The following is a 19,123-nucleotide window of genomic DNA, read 5'->3' on the forward strand; positions in this document are numbered from 1 at the left end:
CGGGATCGCCTCACGCGATCGTATTGTTGGTGATGGTCAGGGTGGGCTCGTCGACGAAATCGTGGGTGACGGTGACGCTGCGTCGGCCGCTGGGCGTGGTGATATCCAGAGTGACTGTCGTCTCGAGGCCAGTGATTGCGGAGTCGACAGGGATCAGCACGTTGACGAAGTCTATCGTATGCGAGGCAGTCAGGGTCAGCCGGGGCACAGGCAGAGCAGGCGCTTCGGCAAGGCTGAACGCCACGTCGATGGCGGTGATCCCGGCTGCGGCGAAGTTGACCGCCGCGTGAACAGTGAGGGGATGCTGGACCTGCTGCACGGTTTGAGTATTGAACTTGACGAACTCGAGCATCACCTTCCTGGGAATCGGATTGGGCACGACGAGGGAGCGGACGACGGCGACGGAGGTGGCGCCAGTTGCGTCTGCGCTCAACGTGGTCGACTGGCCCGCCGCAAGGACCTTGTCGTTGAGTGCGGTGACACCAAGCTGGGGTAACAGCGCAAATCGCTGCAGGGTTAGATCGAACGGACCCTTGTTGGTGACCACTGCAGTGGGCGGCGATCCGGGCATGATAACGGAGCTGAGATCGTCGGACCCGGCAGTCTCGTGCAGGTTCAGCGTCGCCTGGGTCTGAACCGGCTGGCCGAAAAAATCATCGAGACGTACGGCAATGTTCGCGAACAGGGGTGCCTCCCCGGCCGTTTCGAGTTCAGCCAGGAAGAGGCTGACATTCGTGAGTGCAGGTGTGGCATGGTCATCGGCGATGTCGACCGAGACTCTAACGGTGTGCGGCGTGATTCCGTCCGCGAACGCTGCTGTCGCCGAAGGAAATCCATTGAGCATTGACGGATGGCGCGGGTCCAGTCCATCCGGCAAAGTCAACCGCAAGCCGCGCCCTGCAGCCTCGGGCGCACCCGGCAGCGCGACCGCGAGCCTGGCCAAATCAATTGGGTCCACCACCGGAGCAACGGTGAAGGTGAAGTGGAAGCGGCTGCCGGTGAGATTGCTGGATGGATCGATGATGGAATCGCATTTGGCGGCAAGGCCCGAGGCTCCGTGCACGATACCGTAGTTCATCGGCAGCGCGACGACGGTGCCGCTGACCTGGCCCAAATAGAGCCGCCGAAGCGACGGATATTGCGCCTGGACATCTCCCAGCGAGGTGAGCTCGCGATATTCCGAACGGACGGTGGCAAATTCGCTGAGATCCCCGGCATCGATGATGGGCCTTGTGTGGCCGTCTCGCGTCGTGATCCTGAACCGTGTGCGATAGGCATCGGTCGCGAAGGACAGACCCAGCGGCAGTGACCGCGCTGGCGGGGATGGAGGATAGCTCACCGTCACCGGAAAAAAATGATAGCCGCCGGGGAAGACATTGAGCTGCTCGATCACTGGCGAGGTTCCGTCGCCGAATGCCTGGAAGTGCCAGCCGTGGAACAATGGGGTCGGATGCGGAAACCCGACGTCGGGAATGAAGGCGAACACCGTTTGCCAGGCGCTGTAGGTCAAAGACAGTTCGAGCGTCGCGCCGCCGAGATCGGTCAGCCGCTCGTACGCCGCCTCTACGGCGCCCTGCGACAGAGCAAATGTCGCGAGGTAAGTGCCGTCGGATTGAGGCGTCACGGTGCCTTGCGTTGTCAGCGGGTGCACCGAGCCATCCTGAGCCGTGACCGGTACCGACAGAGTCGCGACGGGATGCGGGTCGGGCACGATCGTCACGCTCGCCGGGGCGTCCGGGGTCGTCAGCACATGTTTGACGTTGGCGGGAATTTCCGTCCGGAACGACAGTGCGAGCGTCGCCTGATTGACCGGCTTGCCATCGGGGGTGACCTCGCCTGCTTGCTGAACCACATCGAAGCGAAACGCCGGGTCCGCATCGACCAGCATGAAATCCGGCAAGAACCAGCCTCTCTGCCTGTCCGCCGACAGCAGATGAGCCGGAAACACCTCGTCCAGCCGCGGCAGATCCAATGCTCCCGCCGGCAGTTTTATGCCACCTGCATCAGCTAGGGCGATGCCGTTGCGCCTTACGATCCATGGCGCCTGCCTTGCGGCCAGGAACATGTCGAAGGCTATGTTGATCTCTTCTTCCACGGCATCCTCCCAAGCTGACGACAGCGCAGGCACGACGCGCCATGCACGGGGCAGAACCCGTCACGCAGGTGTGGTTTGGGCCGCTTTCACATAGGCGTCGATAAGGGCCTTCTTGTCAGCGGGCGCGCTCGGCAACGGCGTCTTCAGCTGCGGGAAGTACTTGATGTGTCCTTGTGGGATCGCCACCGAAACCGGCTCGGGCGTCGAGTAGATCACCGGGTCATCGGTGAAATTGGGACCATCGACCTCGACCGTCATCGTATACGTAAATTTGGTCTCCTCGATGTATTTGTCCGAGAACACCTCCCAGATGGCGTTGGTCACATTCGCCTTCGTCACCACGATCTCCGGGTAGGTATCGTTGCCGATCTTCGGTGTGATCGTTACGCTTACGTTCGGCGGAAGCTTGAGCGGCGTGACCGCAAACCGGACGAACACATATCCGACGGCCGCAGCGGTGAGAATCGGTCCATGATCGGTGGTGAGCTCTTGGATCTCGGCTATGGCCGGATCGTGCGGGGCGATCGCCCGGGAAAGGTTCACCCGGGGGTCAAGTCCGTCGAAGACAAGTTTGCGACGCAGTTTGATCTGGTCCTTCGGCCAACCTTGCACCGGATTGTCCAGACGCAGGAAAGAATAGTTCACGAAATCGCTGCTGTTCTCAGCCTTCCAGATCGCTGGCGAAACAGGCCCCTTGGGGACGCTTTGTCCCTGAACATAGTGCTGGCCCTGGTTCAGCATCCGCAGATTGACTTGCCCGTTCTCGACCGGACTGGAAAAGTCGGGATAACCGGCCTCGAGCTCAACAGCGACGAGCGGGTCCCGCAGGTCGGTACCATCTGGCAGCTTTTCGCCAAAGTTCACCGCGCAGGTGCCGACCACCTGAACTTTCTTGAAGAATTCGCCGATATCGATGACGAACAGGTACTTGTTGAGGTTGGCCCGCACCGCCGGCAGCAGGTCGTTGAGGTCTCCGGTCACTGCGGTTTCGACCGAGATGGTCTCGTCGAGGATCAGCGTCTGTTGGAAATGCACACCACGTCGCTCATGATCGGACTTCAGTGACACCGCAGCACCGCCGAAGACTTCGCTGAACCAGCCGCGCCCCGACGTCGTGGCCTTGGAGTCGGCCTTGGACGGGTCCCAGTCGAAGATCTCCTGCTTGACCAGATCCATCGCGGTCTTCTTCATGGCGTCGACATTCTCGTTGACCCACTTCGCCGTGGAGGCATCGAGAACGGATCCGTTCTGGGTAATGTGCGTTGTGACACCTCCTGAGGTGAGGCACGAGGACCAGGCCGCGCTGGCGGAAATTTCGTCGATGCCGAGGAAGCCGCCCGCCTCGACCGCGAAGGAGAACGAGTCATAGACCTTGTCGACGTCGACATTGACCTCGACCGTCACGGCGTTGACATAGAACGACTCCTTGAGGACGTTGGTGACGGTGAATGGCGGCGAGGCGCCCGCCTTGAGCGCTGAGGCGATCTCACCCGCGGCGAACAGATTGCAGGAGATGAGAAACGTGCTTATGCCGTGTTGCTCGATGCTGCCCTTCTGGCTGTACTGAGCGGTCATCAGGATCTTGCCGCCGGTGACGCTGGGGTCTTGCACCGCGCACACCACGGTGCTGTTGGTGATGGGCACGATGCCCAGCCCGGGGTCGGGGTCACCCGATTGATGATTGAAAAAGGGACCCAACCGCGGGATCGGCGCGGGGTGCTCGCGGCTCTTGAGTTTGGCGATGACACCTTCGATCACGCTCGGCGGGATCGCGAACGTGGTGGAGAACGTGCAGAAGCCACCGCCGATCTCGGTTGAGGCGCCGGCGAGCTCCTCAGGGGTTATGTTGGCTTCCTCCGAACCCAGACCTTTGAAGAGAGTCATCTCGAAATCAAAGTCTTGCGGCGAGCTCTGCTTGCGCGCCAGGAAGACCTGGGCAGGCTGGAAGTAGTATTGGGTGGGCAACCCGGCTCGCCTCAGCTCGGGATTGTGCGCATCAGGATAGACCTGCACATCGAATCTCGTTCCCGTCTCATCGTTGACAGTGACCACAACGAAATCGGGGCCAAACAGCGGTCCGACGCCGGAAATAAAATCGGCCATATCAAGCTCCTATGAAATATGAGTCTGCGAAAAAAGTGCGAGCGTGAGGGCTCGGCATTTACTGCACGGCAATCCGGTCAGGCGCCGGTCGGCTGCGGCCAGGACAGATTTGGATAAGCGGCGAGCAGTCCGGCGTTGCCGTCGTCACCCGATTGCCTGCACGCTGCTGCCCACAATTCGGTGACCGCGGTCGCGGGATCTCCGCTGCATTTGGCAATCAGCAGCGTCACCCGGTTGCGGAGAGCGATCCCGGCCTGCCCGTCAGCGAGCTGGTCCTGGGCCTGCTTGCGGGCGTCATCCCACCACTGCTTGTCCAACGCGTCCTGGTCGGCGCCCTGGAGGCTGCCCGAAAAATTCGGCTCCGGAGGGACTCCCATGGCCATCGCGTCATAGGCCACGGTGTAGCACCATGACCGCATGGCGGCTCCGCGCTCTTCCGTCTGGAGAGCTTTGATCACCGCGAGCAGCATCTTCACCGGCTGGAGGAACCAGCTGGCTGGCGACAGTTCGCCCTTGAGCGACTCGCCGAAAGCGGACGCAAGCTCGAACAGCGCGCCATATTGCTTGTCGACCACGGCGGCAACCCCGAATGCGCGCAGAATGCCTTTGGCTGCTGCCAGGTCGCGAATTGAACTCACCCCCTCGAGGACTTCGCTGAGCTCTTCGACTGTCGTCGGCGGTGGTGTGGGAGGATCATTGGATGAGCCGGACAGCGACTCTCCCGTAGTAACGTCCAGCGGATTGCCATTCACGTCATTGAGGGTCATGGTTCCGTCGGTCTCGATATTGAGAACCGCGAAGTCAGGGAAAGTGACCATGACCCTTCCGTCGGATTCGTCGACGCGGACGGTACCGTCAGGCCAGGATGTCGTGACCGAGCCGTCGTCGTTCTGAACGATAGATGCGCCGTCGCCATCGACGGGGCTAATGTGGGCGAGCTGCTCTCTGGTTGGCATAACTGATCACCTCTCTCGTATCTTCACTCCGCGTGTTGACCGTTTGGAATGCTAGTAGCGCCGGAGATCAATGAGTGTCGGCTAGCTCACACATGTCCCACTATTTCCAGTGTAATGAATGTCGCATTGCAGCCGGTGATCAACATGCGAGCAGATCGAGACGATAGCTACCTCAGATCGAAATTTGAAAATCACTGAGGCGATCGCCGGCTCCGACGGAAGTGGGTGGAGAGTCTGCCGCGCGACAGCACCACACATTCGGCCTTGCGCGGTTTCAATTGAAATACTCGGCGGAACCGCTGCCGCACGAGAAGCTGATAAAGAGTATCGAACTTTACAGGCGCAAGGTGGTGCCGATAGTGCGGGAGACGATGGGGTAGTGGGGCAAGAGACAGCCCGCCTGCGGCCCGGTGCCCGAAGTCCCGTCGCCGGGACGGTGGATGCGGTGAAGCCGTTACACGCCCAATGGCCGTCGTTTTACGAACCACGCGTATCTAGATAGGCTCACCGCTCCCTCTGACAGCATGATGTGGCGGCCAGGCGTCGACCACGAACAGAAGCATGAGCTCGGCGGCGTGGCGTTCACTCGGGAGGCTTGACATCATCCGCGTGGTTGAGCCGTCCCCGCAGTTGGGGTGCCCCAGCTCGAGAGGGGCCGCCCCGGAGGTTGGACCTTCAAACCTTGAGGAAGGTCGCAAGATAGAACACGGCAGCCAAAACGATGGTGATACCGATGACCGTTAAGGCGGCCTGTCTGGTTGAAACGTCGCGCATGTCAACGCCTTCCTTCAGTTGGACACGCCTAGCACCGTCAAGGACCGCTTGTTGTGGCCCGGGGTTTGAAACTCAATGGCTTGGCCAACCGACAGGCCGATCAACGCAGCTCCGACCGGCGTAAGAACCGAGACGCGCTTTAGCGTTATGTCCGCTTCGTGTGGATAAACCAATACCACGTCCCGGACCTCACCCGTCTTGTCATCGCAGTACCGGACCCGCGAGCCCATGCGGACTACGCCGCGCAGATCGGAATTGTCCGTCACCACGCTTGCACGCTCTATCTCCTGTGCAAGGAAATGGGCCACGCGCGGGAAGAGCACCGCGCTCGAACTGGCCAGAGCGTTGAGACGCCGCGCTTCATCCTCTATCACAGTGATGGGCGGCAACACGATTTCAGGTTTGCCTTTGCGATTGGTCTTGCTCATTACCTTCTCTCCTTTCCTAAGCGGCTGATGGTCCCGGATCACCGTCATCAAAGAGCTTCTTGCCCTTGACCTCCGGATTGCTGAACAGAACCCTAACAACATCGTTTGGATCACCTCGGCTGACACGTTCGACCTTAACGACGTTGGTCCGCCCAGCGGTGAAGAATGGGATTTCGCTTCCGACCTTCAGCCCGACCAACGCTGCGCCTAACGGCGACATGACGGGGATTTGGGTTCGGTCGGACGTGTAGTCTTCGGGGTACACCAGTTGTCTTGTCTCGCGGGGGAGGCCACAGGTGATCCAGAACGTCACCCACGAACCCACGGTGACGATGCTGTCCAATCCGGCTGCGCGATCAGGGACGACTTCCGCACGGTTGATCTCACTCAACAGAAAACGCATCCACGTCGCCTTGATCTGCGCCCGCCTGCGCGAGCTGTTCCAAGCGGCGATGGTCAGACGCCGGAAGAGTGACGTTCGGGAAAAAGGGGTTGTTCACGACATGCCTCCTTGTTTGGGCTTCTCCCTGCGGGAGAGCCACACACCAAATCCGTTTGATGAACGAAGGGGGTAATCCGGACGGCACCAACTACCGTCCGGCTAAGCTCCTGCTTGGAGCCGTCCGGCGTGCAAGCAATGCCGCGCGATACGCGGATCGATGTCGAGGACGTGGATCATGTCGCGGCCACCATAGGACCTTCCGCTGTCCCTGTAACGCGACTAAAGAGCACACACGTGGGGAGAGAGTTGTTAGGATTGGTCAATGTCCGTTTGGGGTCAAACACCGAATAACTCAGGTTGAGCAAATTTGGTCCGCTCTGGCTCAACGAGCCAACTTCCGACCCCCGAGGCGCAACTTTGCAGACGGGCTTAGAACCGACATCCGACGGTTGGCAGGCGCGACCTTGAGATTTAGAACATTGGCGCAACGACGCAACTTCAGTCGATTATTTCGTCGGCGCGCGATAGTAGGTTTGCGGGCAAGGAAAGGCCGAGCATCGTTGCTGTCTTCTGATTGATCAAGAGCTCGAACTTGGTCGGTTGATAGATCGGAATATCAGCCGGCCTGGTGCCGGTGAGAATTTGCTGGACGTCACGGGCCATGTGTCTCAATAGCTCCGCAAGGTCCACAGTATAGGCCATCAGTCCTCCGGCATCGACATAGTCACGGTACGGACACATCGTCGGCATGCGATGCTTTTGCGCGAGCTCGGCGATCAATTGACGGTTGGCATAAAGGTCACCTTCGCCAGTAATCAACACCCCGTCCGGCCGCTGCTCAGCCATCTCTGCAAAGACACGATTGATCTCCGACGTGGTGCCGGCGCTTGGGATCATCGAAATCAGCGAAATTCCCAACTGACCAGCGACGTCCCGCATGGCCTGCCCAAACGAACCTTCCCAGCCCTCGCGCATACCGAGGAACGCGATTCTGGTTACCCCAGGGACGGCTTCCTTCAACAACTCAAGGCGCTTGCCCCAGAGCTCGATACCGGGGTCGAGGGTGATGCCGGTGAGATTGCCACCCGGCCGGGCGAGGCTTTCCACTAGCCCTGCCTTCATCGGATCGATCATGAAGGCGACAACCGGTGTCCTAGTCGGAAGCGCCTTGAAAGCGAGCACGACGGGATTAGTTCCAGTGACGATCAGATCCGGGTTGCTGCCCACGATTTCCTGCGCAATTTCTGAATAGCGCTCGTGGTGCCCCTCTGCGGAATACCGTTTGATAATCAGGCTCTGGCCCTCAACGTAGCCGAGGCGGCGCAACTCACCGAAGAACGCACGCCAGGCAGTCCCACCGCCGGTTTCGGTGAGCAGCGTCGTTGGGATAGCAGGATGAAAAAGCGCGATTCGGGGAATGTTCCGCTGCTGTGCCGGCGCCGGCCGCGTCGCTGCTGCAAGCAACAACAGCACGGCTGTAAATTCCCGCCGCCTCATGTGCGCACCGGGGAAATTGAGATTGCCTAACGCAATTTAGCATACCGAGGAACGCACCGCATCGCCCAATTGCGAGCGAATGTCCGGTTTGGGTCCAAAAGCGGTAATGCTCCGACTGATCTGAAGATTTCCGCTGGGCCGCCAGAAGCTGACATCTTCAGCTTCATGAGTACAGGCCGCAGTTTCGCTAGCGGTGACTTGGGCTGGCTGGCCCAGCCGTAGCTCGCGAACCGAGCGAAGGCTCGGTGGGCCTTCTGGACACGCATCGAACATTGTGCGCCGGATGGCCGCCTGCATGGACATAGCTGACGAAGGCCGACAGTCGGAATCGCGCTTACCGCATTGTGATCCGCTAGCCGTTTTTTGAGGTCTGTGGCAGGCCGATATAGCGCTTACCTTCGAAAGCTTCGCTTTCCAGAAGATAGACATAGTGCATGCATCCGCCCTCCTTCGCCAAGGCTTCGGAGGGCATCCTGCTTCGCGCAATTGAAGGCTGCAAATCCTGCGAAGCGCGTTAGCGCGAAGCAGGATGGTGGGGGAGGCAGGACTCGAACCTGCGAAGCCATGAGGCGGCTGATTTACAGTCAGCTCCCTTTGCCACTCGGGACACTCCCCCGCTCGACGGCAGCACAATCGGGCCGGGCCTTGCCGGCGGACCGAAGACGGCCATGGAACGTGAAGGCCGCGACAGCCCGGATGGGGGCGCGACCGGGCGCGTTTATGGGCGAAGCGGTGGGGCAAAGTCAACCGAGGCGAACAGCTAAAATCGCCCTCCGGACCACCCAAATTGCCATATTCCGGCACCCGTGACACAAGCGAGCCCATGAAGGACAAAAAATTTGCTCCGAGGGGGCCCCGCGGCGGGGCTAAGCCCTTCAACAGAACAGGAAAATCGGCTGGCCGGCCGGCCTGGCGCCAACGCGATTCGCACCCCGACGGCCCCGTCATCCTCTATGGCTGGCACACCGTCACCATGGCGCTCGCCAATCCGCAGCGGCGGATCCGCAAGCTGACGCTGACCGAGAACGCCGCGCGGCGCCTGGCCGATGAAAACATCGCGAGCCCGGTCACGCCCGAGATCGTCCGTCCCCAGGAGATCGACCGCCTGCTCTCGCCCGACGCCGTGCATCAAGGGCTGCTCGCCGAGGCCGATCCCCTGCCCTCGCCCGACATCGAGACCTTGAAGCAGGAAGGCATGGTGCTGGTGCTCGACCAGATCACCGATCCGCACAATGTCGGCGCCATCCTGCGCTCGGCCGCGGCGTTCGCGGTGAAGGCGATCGTCACCACCGCGCGTCACAGTCCGGAAGCGACCGGCGTGCTCGCCAAGGCCGCCTCCGGCGCGCTGGAACTGGTGCCCATGGTATCAGTGCAAAATCTCGCGCGTGCGCTGACCGCCCTGAACGAGCGCGGCTTCCAGACCGTTGGCCTCGACAGCGAGGGCAGCGAGGATCTCTCGGACGTGGCATTGCGCGAGCCGCTGGCCCTGGTGCTCGGCGCCGAAGGCAAGGGCCTCAGGCAATTGACGCGCGAGACCTGCAGCGTGGTGGCGCGGCTCGACATGCCCGGGGAGATCAAGAGCCTCAACGTCTCGAACGCCGCGGTGCTCTCGCTCTATGTCGGTGCTGTCAGGCTGGGGCTGATGAAGCGCCAGGCGCAGATCCCGACGATGCCATAATACATCTGTTTTGCCCGACGGAACAAGCGCATTTCGTTTTTTCTGAAACTCCGTAGCCCGATGTTTTTTACTGGCGCGTAACTCATTGATCGCGCTGTCCCCGGCTACTGTGCATGGGGTTGTTTTGGAGACAAAGCAAAGCGCCCGTCCGCATCAAGCGAACAGGCGCTTCCTTGGCTCAGCCGATCAGAGATCAGTAATAGCGGCGCAGCACGCGATGGCCGCCATAATACGGCTGATAGCGATGGGCGTAGCCATAGCGCGGACCATAGCCGTAATGCGGGCGCGGCAGATAGCCGTAGCGCGGGCCGTAGCCGTAGCGATACGGACGGTAGTAGGGGCGGCGATAGGGATAGGCAGCCGGCGCTTCGACGGCAGCCGCGCGATAGCCATAGCCGTAGCCATAATTGGCGGGGGCGACGACCGCGTCTTCCTGATAGGTCGGATACGGCGCGAAGGCGCCCGGACCGGTGTAGGTCGGACCCTGGTTGACGTAGTAGTACTGCGAGGTCGGCTGGGCGAGGCGCTCATAGCCATAGCCGTAGCCGTAGCCGTAGCCATAACCACCGCAACCGGTGTTGCAGCCGGAATAGACCGGCGCAACCGGCTGGCACGGGCTGAAGCCGCAGGCCATGGCGGGCGCAGCGCCCACAAACATCACGGCAGCCGCCGCGACCAGTCCCGAAATCATTTGACGCATTACTCTCTCCTGTTGAATTCCGTCTTGTTGGATTTCCGACGTTTCTTTAGCCCGGCGGCCTGCCGGGCATTCCTGTACGCGGCCGTGGCCGTGGTGGTCGCGGATAGTCGTTGATCTCTGGCGCCAGGATCACCGGCGGCGGATTGACTGGCACGTCCATTTGCGGCGGCAGCGGCGCGGACGATGCGCCCCAGCTCTGGTGGTAGCTCTCCGCCGGCTTGGGCAATTTGCGGCTCGCCGGCGGCTCGACCTCGAGGCGGCCGTAACCAGGCTGCAAGCCCAGGCTCGGATAATAATGGCCGACATCGGAGGGCTGCCGTTCCGGGACGTACACCCCGCCATAGATCGTGGGCTGCACCTGGACGTTCTTGCCAAGGCCCCAGACGCCTTCGACCACGGCGTAGGACGCATCGATGTTGTTGATGATGATGGGCACGCCGGGACGGCTCGGCACGACGAGATCGAAGCCGCCGCCGGCAAAGGCCGTCGCGGGCAGTCCGATCAGAAAGATTGCGAGCGCAGATGCGCGCATGGAAGAGCCCCGGTTATCCGGCCCGCAAACTATCCGATCGCGACGCAGAGTGGGTTAAGGACAGTTGACCAAATTCAGGTAAGCCTAACGCGTAAGGATCTCGCGCTGCTCAAATGCTGCGACGCGCACTAGCGAAGTGTTAACGGCGGCAGACCTTGTTCCATTCGCTCACGTGCGTTTGACCGACGCTTGCGGAAAATCAGCCTGCTGCTTCGGAACCGTCCGCCGCGGTACGACATTTAGCTCCCCGTCAATTCGAAGGGAGACAACGAATGACGATCACGAAACTCCTCGGCGCGACGGCGATTGCAGCAACCATGGTGACCGGCTCCGCGATGGCGCAATCGGTCGTCACCAATCCCGAGCGCTGCTCGGTGCAATCCACTGATCCCTCCTGCCAGAATCTCGGACGTCACGGATATCGCCATCAGCGGGTGAGCTACCGACAGAGCAATGGCGACTGGAACAGGACTCACACCGGCTTCTGGCCGACCGACGTTGCGGGCGATGTCGCGGGCGCCGCGATCGGGACCGCGGGCGCGATTGCGACCGCCCCGTTCCGGGCCATGGACAACTCCTACGCCTACGATAATTCCTGGGACAATCGTGGCTGGGATCACCGCACCTATGCCCAGCGCAACGGGTTCGTCTGCACGCCCGGCACCTGGTTCAAGGGTGGGGACGGCCGCCGGCATATCTGCCAGTAAGCCAAGCCGTTGAGGCAGCGGACAGGCGGCCCCAAAGCCGCCTGTTTCGTGCCCGCGGGGACCGCGCTCGGTTCTGGCACTTTCCGAACAAGTCTGGTATTGCGACGCGCGGGCGCGCAGCCCGGCGCATGCCGGCCCTCCGCCTGCCTTTCTCAAGGCGTCGCCGGCTTAGCTCAGCGGTAGAGCAGCGGTTTTGTAAACCGAAGGTCGGGGGTTCAATCCCCTCAGCCGGCACCAGCGCGCGATGCGCCTCCCTCAGCTCGAGGTTTTCGCTAGGCTGCCGTGTTGCAGATGCTCGACATCCGTGCCGTCGATATTGACCCATGCATGCTTCGAGCGCTCGAACACCGATTTGATCGGCGGCGGGAAATTCGGGTCGGCGATTGCGCCAACGGCGACGCCGATGATTCCCGGGAGTTTGTCGGGCTTCCAATAAACCGTCGCGCCGCAATCGGAGCAAAAGTAGCAGTGGACATTGCCGCCGCTCTCGCCGGCGCGAACATATTCCTTCGGCGCTCCTGAGATCTTGACCGCCTCGACCGGATAGAAGGCACCGACGCCGAATGGCGCGCCGGTCCGCCGCTGGCATTCGAGACAGTGACAGGCCGCGACCAGGTTGGTCGGTCCCGGAAGCGACAGCGCAAGCGCGCCACAACTGCATCTGGCGTCGATCATAGACTGCACTCCTTGCATCCATTGCTTCGATGTCTGCCTAAGCCGCGGCGATGATGGCAGGGCGTCAGGTGCGCTCAGCTGTGCCTTCCGGCAACTCGTCCAGCCGCCAGAGCCCGAGGCTCTTGTCGCGCCAGCCGCCACCGCCCTCCTCGCAGCGCTCGTTGATCAATTCGCGCGGGGCCGGCCAGCCGAACGGCGGCTTCGTCATGTTGAGTGCCCGCCAATCGCCGTCCTCGCAATCGCTGTTGTCGTCCCATTCCGGAAAAGTCGTGACCAGTAGGAATTGCGCGCCGCTGGCGCGAAAGCAGGATATAGCGCGCGCGATGTTCTGAAAGCTCAGATGCACGAGACAGTCGCGGCACAGGATCACCTCGCAGCGCGGCAGGGAATCTCGCGTGATGTCGGCGACGGCAAAGTGGCCCCGCAACTCGCCTCGCGCGACGCGGGCGCTGTTGGCTGCGATCAGCGATGGCACGATATCGATGCCGACATAGTCGACATCGAGCTGCATGCTGCCGATCCAGCCGGCATCGCCGCAGGGCGCATCGAGCAGCGAACGCGCGCCCAGCCGATGCAGCAGACCGGGCAGAGCATCGCGGATCGCCGCGGTGGCAAGATCTTCCGACCCGAGGCCCGAGACCGACGTCGCAGCTCCCCACAAATTGATCCGCTCGATCCTGTCAAAACGCGCGGCGAGGTCGAGGCCTGCAAAATTCTCACGGTCGGCAACGAATCGCTCATGGGCGAGCACAGCGGGACGATGGAAGATCATCGGATGGGACTCGCGTCAAGATTCCGTCGCAAGCATACTATAGGGGCGAGATATCAAACCAAAATCTCCCGCGAGCAAGTTCGCTGATGATCACCCGACGAACGGCCCTGACCGGCCTTGCCACCCTTCTGTTGCCGATCCCCGCGCATGGCGCTCCCAGCGAAGAGTTTAAGATCGTCTCCGGCGGGGACAGCCTCTCCGTGTCGCGCTATGCGGCGGCCGGATCAGAGAGACGTCCTGCCGTAATCGCGCTGCACGGCGCCCACGGGGTCGAGATCAAACCGCGCGCTTACGAGCGTTACGCCGATGCGCTGACGGCGCGGGGCATCGACACCTATTTTCTCAGCTACATGGCGCCAGCCGACATGGTTGCGTTGACGTCGACCTCACACGAGACACGTGAGGCCTACGAAACGAAACGGTTCGAGGGCTGGGCCGACACGGTCGCCGCCACCGTGACTGATGTCCTCGGCCGACCCGACAGTTCGGGACGCATCGGCCTCCTCGGCTTCTCGCTCGGCAGCTACATCGCCGCCGAAGCGGCCGCGCGTGACAGGCGCATCGCAGCCCTCGCTGTGCTCTATGGCGGCATGCCTCACGCCATGGCCACGAAGATCAAGCACCTGCCGCCGCTGATCGTACTGCACGGCGAGGCCGACAAGAACATCCCGATCGAGGAAGGCCGGCAGCTGGTTGCGCTCGGCAAGCTGGCCGGCGCCGACGCCGAATTCGTGCCCTATCCCGGCAGAGCCCACGGCTTTGATTTCTCGGACACAGACCCGATGACTCGGGATGCGATCGATCGGGTCACGAAATTCTTCCAGGCACGGCTCGCCACCTGACCGCTTCAGGGCGGCTTCAGCTACTCATGATGCGGATGTTCTTCGCAGGAAAAGCGCGGGGACGGCGAGCGACCACAGATTGGATCAACAGTCTGAATGAGGTAGCATGCGCTTGCATGCCTTCCTACACCAGCCGAGAGAGCGCCAAGATCATCGCCGGAGCCGTCACGGCCGTCGTCGCAACGCTCTTCCTTTTCGCGATCGCGATGGCGTTCCTGCTGCCGCAATAGGAGCTGCGGCGCGCCGGCGGCGCGGGGCCGCCGGGCCGTGGTCGCGCGGGATCAGGCCGCGCGCACCGTCCGCAGGAATTTGCCGACTTCGTCCTTCAAGCGGGTGCTGTCGGTCGCCAGCATCTTCGCGGTCGAGAGCACCTGCGAGGAGGCCGAACCGGTCTCAGCGGCGCCGCGCTGCACGTCGGTGATGTTGGCCGAAACCTGCTGGGTGCCGTGAGCGGCCTGCTGAACGTTGCGCGAGATCTCCTGGGTCGCGGCGCCCTGCTCCTCGACGGCGGCGGCAATGGTCGAGGACACTTCAGACAGCCGCTCGATGGTTGCGGAGATATCGCGGATCGCCATCACCGAGTCCTGGGTGGCGGTCTGGATGCCGGAGATCTGCTGGCTGATCTCGCCGGTCGCCTTCGCGGTCTGCTCGGCGAGCGTTTTCACCTCGGAGGCGACGACGGCAAAGCCGCGGCCGGCCTCGCCTGCCCGTGCCGCCTCGATGGTGGCGTTCAGCGCCAACAGGTTAGTCTGGCCGGCAATGGTGTTGATCAGCTCGACGACGTCGCCGATGCGCGTGGCTGCGATCGAGAGCTCGCTGACGCGTTCGGTGGTGGTGCGCGCCTGGTTGACAGCTTCGCTCGCCATCCGCGCGGATTCCTGCACCTGCCGGCTGATCTCGTTGACCGAGGACGACAACTCTTCCGTGGCGGTCGCAACCGATTGAACGTTGCCCGTGGCCTCGCCCGAGGCGACTGCGACCACCGAGGTCAGCTCCTGGGCGCGCTTCGCCGTCGTAGCGAGTGTCGAGGACGAGGCTTCGAGCTCGGTGGAAGCGGATCCGACGGTATCGATGATCTCGCCGACCGCGCGCTCGAAGCCATCGGCGAGGTTGAACATGTCACGGCGGCGCTGCTCGGCGGCCTGTTGCTCGGCTTCCACCTGCGCGGCCTTGAGGCGCTCGACCTCGATCGCGTTGGTCTTGAACACCTCGACGGTCTTGGCCATCTCGCCGATCTCGTCGCGGCGGTCCTTGTCGGGCACTTCCGTCTGGAGGTCGTTGCGCGCCAAGCCCTCCATGGCGGCCTTGAGACGGGCAATCGGCTTCGACATCGCCACGAGGCCGATGAAGAGCGCAATCGCAATGCCAATGATCAGGCCGCCGGCGCTGACACTCATCACAGTCCAGGTCGCGGATTTGGCGTCGGCCTCAATGGCTTCCTTGCGCTGGTTCACGGCCTTGGTCGTGTACGTGAACTTGGCCACGCGCTCGAGGGCCGCATCGATCAGCGGGTCACACTCCTTGTGGGCACGATCCGCGGCCTTGACATTGTCCTCAGGGGTGCTTGCCGCCGCGCCAGCCTGGAGCACCGGATCGCAGCCCGCAAAGGCGGCCTTCAGCTGCTCGCCGACGCTCCGCGTTTCGGCCGCACGTGCCGGGTCATCCCGTTCCGCAGCAGTCATATATTGGCCGACTTCATTGCGGTTCTGGTTCGCGATTCTGAGGCGATTGGCGTTGCCCGCCTCTGTCGTCTCGGTGAGTACCGCATAGAGCGCAGCGTGATAGGTCTCGACGCGGCGCTGGGCGCGTACGAGGTTGAGGGCAGCCGACTGCATCGCTGTGACTTCGCTGAAGCCGTCGACCGTCGCCGACAACTCGCGAATGCCAAAGGCCGCAACCGCAACCAAGGCACAGCCCATCACGGTCACGATCAGCGCAACCTTCAACACGATCTTCAAATTATTCAAAAAGCTCATTCGCAGCCGCCTTCAAATACCCGGTTCCTTCACCGGAACTACCCCGGCGGCCGCATTGGAACCGGAGGAAATTAACATTTGATAATGAGCGTCGTGAATAAGGTTACGGAAAAATACCGAATCGAGCCTGGCCGTAAGCCCTGCGTAAGCTTGAGCCTTCTTTCAAGGCGTTCCGCGGGCTAGCGAACGGGCATCCGCGGCAGCGCTAGTGATCCGGGGAGGCCTCCCCGCAGTCATCTGGTCGGACATGGGCACGCACCAGATCCTCGACGAACGCAATCACCTCCGCCCGCTTCTCGGGCGGCAGCGACAGGAAGGCGCGCACAAGGCGCAAGCCCTGCACTTCGCCCGACGGGTCGGCCCTGGAATCCATCCGGCTAATGTCAGGCGACTGGGAAAAATATGCAACCCCCGGTCAACCTTCTTGATTCGGTGCCCCGGCTTTGGTGGAATAGGTCAAACAGGGTGGTGGATCATGAAGTGGATCAGGGAGCGCGACGCTCTGATCGCGCAGACGCTGGCCTTCGTGCAATCGGTTGCCGGCAAGAAGGACGATTTCCGTCAGCGGGATACCGCTGCAGCTGCTCCCGTCCTGGCAACGGAGATCGTCTCCGTCCGGGCTACGACCGTGACGCTTGAACAGGCGCAGGCCGATCCGCCCCCGCAGATCACCCCGGCGTTCCAGCCAATGCCCACCCCCGCACCGCGAATGGGTAGCGACTTCCGCAGCGAGATGCAGACCCGCATCGCCAATTTCAGGAAGCATCAGGAGCGGTTCGAGCGCGAACGCGAGGAATATTGTGTGGCGACACTAACCAAGCTCCGCGCCGCCATCCGCGATACCGACGCGTCCCCGACGGCTCGCAAGTAGGATCGGACCGCCCGCCTACAACCAGGACCACACCAGCCAAAGATTGGCTGCGCAGGCGCCGATCAGTGCCAGCGTCAGTGGCAGCAGCAGGTGCCCACAGCAGGTTTTGAGGTCGGTCGTCATGGCCGGAAACATCCGCTGATTCCGCCAAACGAGTCCCAAGGTTTCTTTTTTGGAGGATTCAGGACTCGTTAAGGACTCAGGTCCCGGCCGCCTTGCATCCAAGTACCCATCGCCGATCACGGCCCCGTGATCGCTCAGGAACCGGCCGCGCCCGTAAGCCGTTAACGCGTTTTCCGGGAGCGGGAAGCATGCCCTACGCCCTGTTCTGCAACGACAGCCAGATCAGCAAGGCCTATCCTGATGAAGCCGACGTCTGGAAGCTCGCGCAACGAAGCGGGCTGGTCGTGGACGTCGGGACCGACGACGAGCGGCACGGTCCGCGCCGGGTGCTCGACAACGACTACGAGATCAAATCCTGCCGGGCCGCCCAAGGCGAGGATCCCGCCAAGAACAAGGCGGATGCCGAGCGGGAATCCAGGATGGAGCTTCAGCTCAGTTCGTGATCTCCGGCTAAGACGTGCTTCGGTGCAAAGCGCACTTCAGGGTGTCGCGATCGCCAGCGATGCCTGCTCACCGGCGAGCGACACGCAAGCCTTGCGGCGATGCAGCCCGCGGATTGCTCCGGTAACCTTCAGCACCTTGCCGAAGGGACAGGAGGCGTCTTTCACGAAGGCGACCTCGTAAGGTGCCAACATCAGAGGCTCGGATTTGAGGATTGTTTGGGCAGCGCAGGGGAGCGCGGCGAAGCACGCGACGACCACCACCGACGCCAAGATACGCATGTTCGTCATCCCACAGCCCGGTTATTGCCCTAATCCGCGTACCGGAGCACGAGTTCCGTAAGTCGCAAAAATTATTTTTGCTTTACCCGATGCCCGTGACACGCGAGAGAATGCGCCCGCAAGACTGTTGGCTTGCAAATGACGCGCCAGATGGTTCACACAATGAAAACAACAGGCGCCGACAAACAAAAGGCCGGCGGAAAGCCGGCCTTTGTCGGATCGTGGTCGTGTTGCTCCCGGCGGCTCAGTAGCGCGAGGCCGGGCCCCCCCAGCCGAAGCGGTAGTTCACACCGACCTTGACGGTATGCTCGTCGTCCCGGCCGCGGACGCCGACGACGTCGGCCGGACCTGAAGTGATCGTCGTGCTGCCGAAATTGTAATACTGGTACTCGGCCTTGGCCGACCAGTTCGGCGCGAACATGTATTCGAGGCCGGTGCCGACGGTGTAGCCGTCCTTGCTGTTGCCGCTGGCGGTGAAGGGCTGCGGCACGCCGGCGACGTTGACGCCGAGGCCGCCATTGCGCCAGGCGTAGCCGCCCTTGGCATAAAGCAGGGCCGGACCCCAAGTGTAGCCGAGGCGGCCGGTCACCGACCCGATCTGGTCCGTGTTCGATGTCACCTGCGTCCCGAGCGGGAACGTGACGCCCCTGTTGTTGGTCGGCAGCCAGGAATATTGGGCCTCGATACCCACCACCCAATTGGGCGCAAACTGGTAGTCGAAGCCACCCTGCACGCCACCCAGGAAGCGGGCGTCGCTGGACTGGAAGGTGGTGTCGCCTGCGAAGGCGCCGCCGACATGGCCGCCGATATAGAAGCCGGTCCAGTTGTAGATCACCTGCGGCGGCGTGTAGGCCGGAGCCTTGGTGTAGGGGCGCGGCTGCATGTCTGCCGCGGCCGCCGGTGCGGCCAGCGCCAGCAGAGCTGCTGCGCCCAGCAAAAACCTCTTCATGATCATCCCCGTTCTTTCAAATTCGACCCTCGGGAAACAACGTGGCGTGAATTTGGTTGCCTCGCGGCGATGCCGGAACGTTGATCGTTCGTTACTGTGACGGGGCGGCAACATCGCGATTTTGTTCCGTCACGTCCGCTTGCCGCGACCGACTTCGTTCGCGCAAGACTAGTCGTAACGATTTGTCGCAAGGCAAACCCGCCCCGTTCAAAGCTCGCCAAAATGTGATCCAGCAGCTCCGGCTGCTCCTGATCTAGCAGTCCGCGATGAAGGCGGCCTTT

At 62.1% G+C, this 19,123-nt stretch carries 19 protein-coding genes, 2 tRNA genes and 1 pseudogene; 7 read left to right on the forward strand and 15 right to left on the reverse strand.

What is annotated here, in order from left to right:
- Positions 1 to 10 precede the first annotated feature (10 nt).
- The 3 genes from HYH07_RS11085 to HYH07_RS11095 form a co-directional block, all read right to left on the reverse strand.
- On the reverse strand, positions 11 to 2,095 hold the full coding sequence (locus tag HYH07_RS11085) for a hypothetical protein (protein ID WP_220002531.1): 2,085 nt from the start codon (positions 2,093 to 2,095) through the stop codon (positions 11 to 13).
- A gap of 60 nt (positions 2,096 to 2,155) precedes the next feature.
- Entirely contained in the window at positions 2,156 to 4,198 is a 2,043-nt protein-coding gene (locus HYH07_RS11090) for a hypothetical protein (protein WP_220002532.1), read from the reverse strand.
- A gap of 77 nt (positions 4,199 to 4,275) precedes the next feature.
- A complete protein-coding gene (locus HYH07_RS11095; protein ID WP_220002533.1) occupies positions 4,276 to 5,154 on the reverse strand; it encodes a hypothetical protein in 879 nt (292 codons plus the stop codon).
- A 260-nt stretch (positions 5,155 to 5,414) separates the two neighbouring features.
- On the opposite strand from HYH07_RS11095, the pseudogene HYH07_RS36280 reads away from it, so the two are divergent.
- Positions 5,415 to 5,534, forward strand: a pseudogene (locus HYH07_RS36280) (LLM class flavin-dependent oxidoreductase); the annotation flags it as partial.
- Positions 5,535 to 5,942: 408 nt separating this feature from the next.
- Here the strand turns inward: HYH07_RS36280 and rnk are convergent.
- From rnk to HYH07_RS11115, 4 genes are all read right to left on the reverse strand, one after another.
- Positions 5,943 to 6,356 carry a nucleoside diphosphate kinase regulator gene (gene rnk, locus HYH07_RS11100; RefSeq protein ID WP_220002534.1) on the reverse strand — a complete coding sequence of 138 codons (414 nt, stop codon included), beginning with the start codon at positions 6,354 to 6,356 and terminating at the stop codon, positions 5,943 to 5,945.
- A 16-nt stretch (positions 6,357 to 6,372) separates the two neighbouring features.
- Positions 6,373 to 6,759 carry a GreA/GreB family elongation factor gene (locus HYH07_RS11105; protein ID WP_220002535.1) on the reverse strand — a complete coding sequence of 129 codons (387 nt, stop codon included), beginning with the start codon at positions 6,757 to 6,759 and terminating at the stop codon, positions 6,373 to 6,375.
- Positions 6,760 to 7,296: 537 nt separating this feature from the next.
- Positions 7,297 to 8,271, reverse strand: coding sequence for an ABC transporter substrate-binding protein (locus tag HYH07_RS11110; protein WP_220002536.1), 975 nt, complete (start codon positions 8,269 to 8,271; stop codon positions 7,297 to 7,299).
- A gap of 554 nt (positions 8,272 to 8,825) precedes the next feature.
- Positions 8,826 to 8,911, reverse strand: a tRNA-Tyr gene (locus tag HYH07_RS11115).
- 207 nt (positions 8,912 to 9,118) lie between these two features.
- Here HYH07_RS11115 and rlmB point away from each other — a divergent pair.
- Entirely contained in the window at positions 9,119 to 9,973 is an 855-nt protein-coding gene (rlmB, locus tag HYH07_RS11120; RefSeq protein WP_220002537.1) for a 23S rRNA (guanosine(2251)-2'-O)-methyltransferase RlmB, read from the forward strand.
- Between the two features lie 193 nt (positions 9,974 to 10,166).
- On the opposite strand, the gene HYH07_RS11125 is transcribed toward rlmB, so the two are convergent.
- Together HYH07_RS11125 and HYH07_RS11130 are read right to left on the reverse strand one after the other, a co-directional pair.
- Positions 10,167 to 10,673, reverse strand: a complete 507-nt coding sequence (locus tag HYH07_RS11125; RefSeq protein WP_220002538.1) for a hypothetical protein — start codon at positions 10,671 to 10,673, stop codon at positions 10,167 to 10,169.
- A gap of 46 nt (positions 10,674 to 10,719) precedes the next feature.
- On the reverse strand, positions 10,720 to 11,205 hold the full coding sequence (locus tag HYH07_RS11130) for a hypothetical protein (protein ID WP_220002539.1): 486 nt from the start codon (positions 11,203 to 11,205) through the stop codon (positions 10,720 to 10,722).
- A gap of 272 nt (positions 11,206 to 11,477) precedes the next feature.
- On the opposite strand from HYH07_RS11130, the gene HYH07_RS11135 reads away from it, so the two are divergent.
- Together HYH07_RS11135 and HYH07_RS11140 are read left to right on the forward strand one after the other, a co-directional pair.
- Positions 11,478 to 11,912: a hypothetical protein gene (locus tag HYH07_RS11135; protein ID WP_220002540.1), complete on the forward strand. Its 435-nt coding sequence runs from the start codon at positions 11,478 to 11,480 to the stop codon at positions 11,910 to 11,912.
- A 162-nt stretch (positions 11,913 to 12,074) separates the two neighbouring features.
- Positions 12,075 to 12,149 (forward strand) — tRNA-Thr (locus HYH07_RS11140).
- An 18-nt stretch (positions 12,150 to 12,167) separates the two neighbouring features.
- On the opposite strand, the gene HYH07_RS11145 is transcribed toward HYH07_RS11140, so the two are convergent.
- Both HYH07_RS11145 and HYH07_RS11150 read right to left on the reverse strand, forming a co-directional pair.
- Entirely contained in the window at positions 12,168 to 12,587 is a 420-nt protein-coding gene (locus HYH07_RS11145) for a GFA family protein (protein ID WP_220002541.1), read from the reverse strand.
- Between the two features lie 64 nt (positions 12,588 to 12,651).
- Positions 12,652 to 13,359, reverse strand: a complete 708-nt coding sequence (locus HYH07_RS11150) for a class I SAM-dependent methyltransferase (protein ID WP_220002542.1) — start codon at positions 13,357 to 13,359, stop codon at positions 12,652 to 12,654.
- Positions 13,360 to 13,445: 86 nt separating this feature from the next.
- Between HYH07_RS11150 and HYH07_RS11155 the strand changes: the two genes are divergently transcribed.
- Positions 13,446 to 14,201, forward strand: coding sequence for a dienelactone hydrolase family protein (locus HYH07_RS11155; protein WP_228749404.1), 756 nt, complete (start codon positions 13,446 to 13,448; stop codon positions 14,199 to 14,201).
- 281 nt (positions 14,202 to 14,482) lie between these two features.
- Here HYH07_RS11155 and HYH07_RS11160 read toward each other — a convergent pair whose 3' ends face one another.
- Positions 14,483 to 16,177: a methyl-accepting chemotaxis protein gene (locus HYH07_RS11160; RefSeq protein ID WP_220002543.1), complete on the reverse strand. Its 1,695-nt coding sequence runs from the start codon at positions 16,175 to 16,177 to the stop codon at positions 14,483 to 14,485.
- 205 nt (positions 16,178 to 16,382) lie between these two features.
- Positions 16,383 to 16,550, reverse strand: coding sequence for a hypothetical protein (locus HYH07_RS11165; protein ID WP_220002544.1), 168 nt, complete (start codon positions 16,548 to 16,550; stop codon positions 16,383 to 16,385).
- Positions 16,551 to 16,652: 102 nt separating this feature from the next.
- On the opposite strand from HYH07_RS11165, the gene HYH07_RS11170 reads away from it, so the two are divergent.
- Together HYH07_RS11170 and HYH07_RS11175 are read left to right on the forward strand one after the other, a co-directional pair.
- Positions 16,653 to 17,048, forward strand: coding sequence for a hypothetical protein (locus HYH07_RS11170; RefSeq protein WP_220002545.1), 396 nt, complete (start codon positions 16,653 to 16,655; stop codon positions 17,046 to 17,048).
- A 311-nt stretch (positions 17,049 to 17,359) separates the two neighbouring features.
- Positions 17,360 to 17,614 (forward strand): hypothetical protein, encoded by a 255-nt coding sequence (locus HYH07_RS11175; RefSeq protein ID WP_220002546.1) that lies wholly within the window; start codon positions 17,360 to 17,362, stop codon positions 17,612 to 17,614.
- Positions 17,615 to 17,650: 36 nt separating this feature from the next.
- On the opposite strand, the gene HYH07_RS11180 is transcribed toward HYH07_RS11175, so the two are convergent.
- Both HYH07_RS11180 and HYH07_RS11185 read right to left on the reverse strand, forming a co-directional pair.
- Complete coding sequence (locus HYH07_RS11180; protein WP_220002547.1) at positions 17,651 to 17,893, reverse strand: DUF6719 family protein; 243 nt, start codon at positions 17,891 to 17,893, stop codon at positions 17,651 to 17,653.
- A 244-nt stretch (positions 17,894 to 18,137) separates the two neighbouring features.
- Positions 18,138 to 18,842, reverse strand: a complete 705-nt coding sequence (locus HYH07_RS11185; RefSeq protein ID WP_220002548.1) for an outer membrane protein — start codon at positions 18,840 to 18,842, stop codon at positions 18,138 to 18,140.
- Positions 18,843 to 19,123: the final 281 nt, after the last annotated feature.

The sequence above is a fragment of the Bradyrhizobium sp. BR 10261 genome (assembly GCF_019455395.1).
Taxonomy (GTDB): Bacteria; Pseudomonadota; Alphaproteobacteria; order Rhizobiales; family Xanthobacteraceae; genus Bradyrhizobium; species Bradyrhizobium manausense.

Excerpts from the sequence above, each read along its gene's own strand:
- HYH07_RS11175 (WP_220002546.1), top strand. The coding sequence starts at position 17,360 with ATGCCCTACGCCCTGTTCTGCAACGACAGCCAGATCAGCAAGGCCTAT.
- HYH07_RS11125 (WP_220002538.1), bottom strand. The coding sequence starts at position 10,673 with ATGCGTCAAATGATTTCGGGACTGGTCGCGGCGGCTGCCGTGATGTTT.
- HYH07_RS11170 (WP_220002545.1), top strand. The coding sequence starts at position 16,653 with ATGAAGTGGATCAGGGAGCGCGACGCTCTGATCGCGCAGACGCTGGCC.
- HYH07_RS11180 (WP_220002547.1), bottom strand. The coding sequence starts at position 17,893 with ATGCGTATCTTGGCGTCGGTGGTGGTCGTCGCGTGCTTCGCCGCGCTC.
- HYH07_RS11160 (WP_220002543.1), bottom strand. The coding sequence starts at position 16,177 with ATGAGCTTTTTGAATAATTTGAAGATCGTGTTGAAGGTTGCGCTGATC.
- rnk (WP_220002534.1), bottom strand. The coding sequence starts at position 6,356 with ATGAGCAAGACCAATCGCAAAGGCAAACCTGAAATCGTGTTGCCGCCC.
- HYH07_RS11150 (WP_220002542.1), bottom strand. The coding sequence starts at position 13,359 with ATGATCTTCCATCGTCCCGCTGTGCTCGCCCATGAGCGATTCGTTGCC.
- HYH07_RS11155 (WP_228749404.1), top strand. The coding sequence starts at position 13,446 with ATGATCACCCGACGAACGGCCCTGACCGGCCTTGCCACCCTTCTGTTG.
- HYH07_RS11095 (WP_220002533.1), bottom strand. The coding sequence starts at position 5,154 with ATGCCAACCAGAGAGCAGCTCGCCCACATTAGCCCCGTCGATGGCGAC.
- HYH07_RS11185 (WP_220002548.1), bottom strand. The coding sequence starts at position 18,842 with ATGAAGAGGTTTTTGCTGGGCGCAGCAGCTCTGCTGGCGCTGGCCGCA.
- HYH07_RS11145 (WP_220002541.1), bottom strand. The coding sequence starts at position 12,587 with ATGATCGACGCCAGATGCAGTTGTGGCGCGCTTGCGCTGTCGCTTCCG.
- HYH07_RS11165 (WP_220002544.1), bottom strand. The coding sequence starts at position 16,550 with ATGGATTCCAGGGCCGACCCGTCGGGCGAAGTGCAGGGCTTGCGCCTT.
- rlmB (WP_220002537.1), top strand. The coding sequence starts at position 9,119 with ATGAAGGACAAAAAATTTGCTCCGAGGGGGCCCCGCGGCGGGGCTAAG.
- HYH07_RS11135 (WP_220002540.1), top strand. The coding sequence starts at position 11,478 with ATGACGATCACGAAACTCCTCGGCGCGACGGCGATTGCAGCAACCATG.
- HYH07_RS11130 (WP_220002539.1), bottom strand. The coding sequence starts at position 11,205 with ATGCGCGCATCTGCGCTCGCAATCTTTCTGATCGGACTGCCCGCGACG.
- HYH07_RS11105 (WP_220002535.1), bottom strand. The coding sequence starts at position 6,759 with ATGCGTTTTCTGTTGAGTGAGATCAACCGTGCGGAAGTCGTCCCTGAT.
- HYH07_RS11090 (WP_220002532.1), bottom strand. The coding sequence starts at position 4,198 with ATGGCCGATTTTATTTCCGGCGTCGGACCGCTGTTTGGCCCCGATTTC.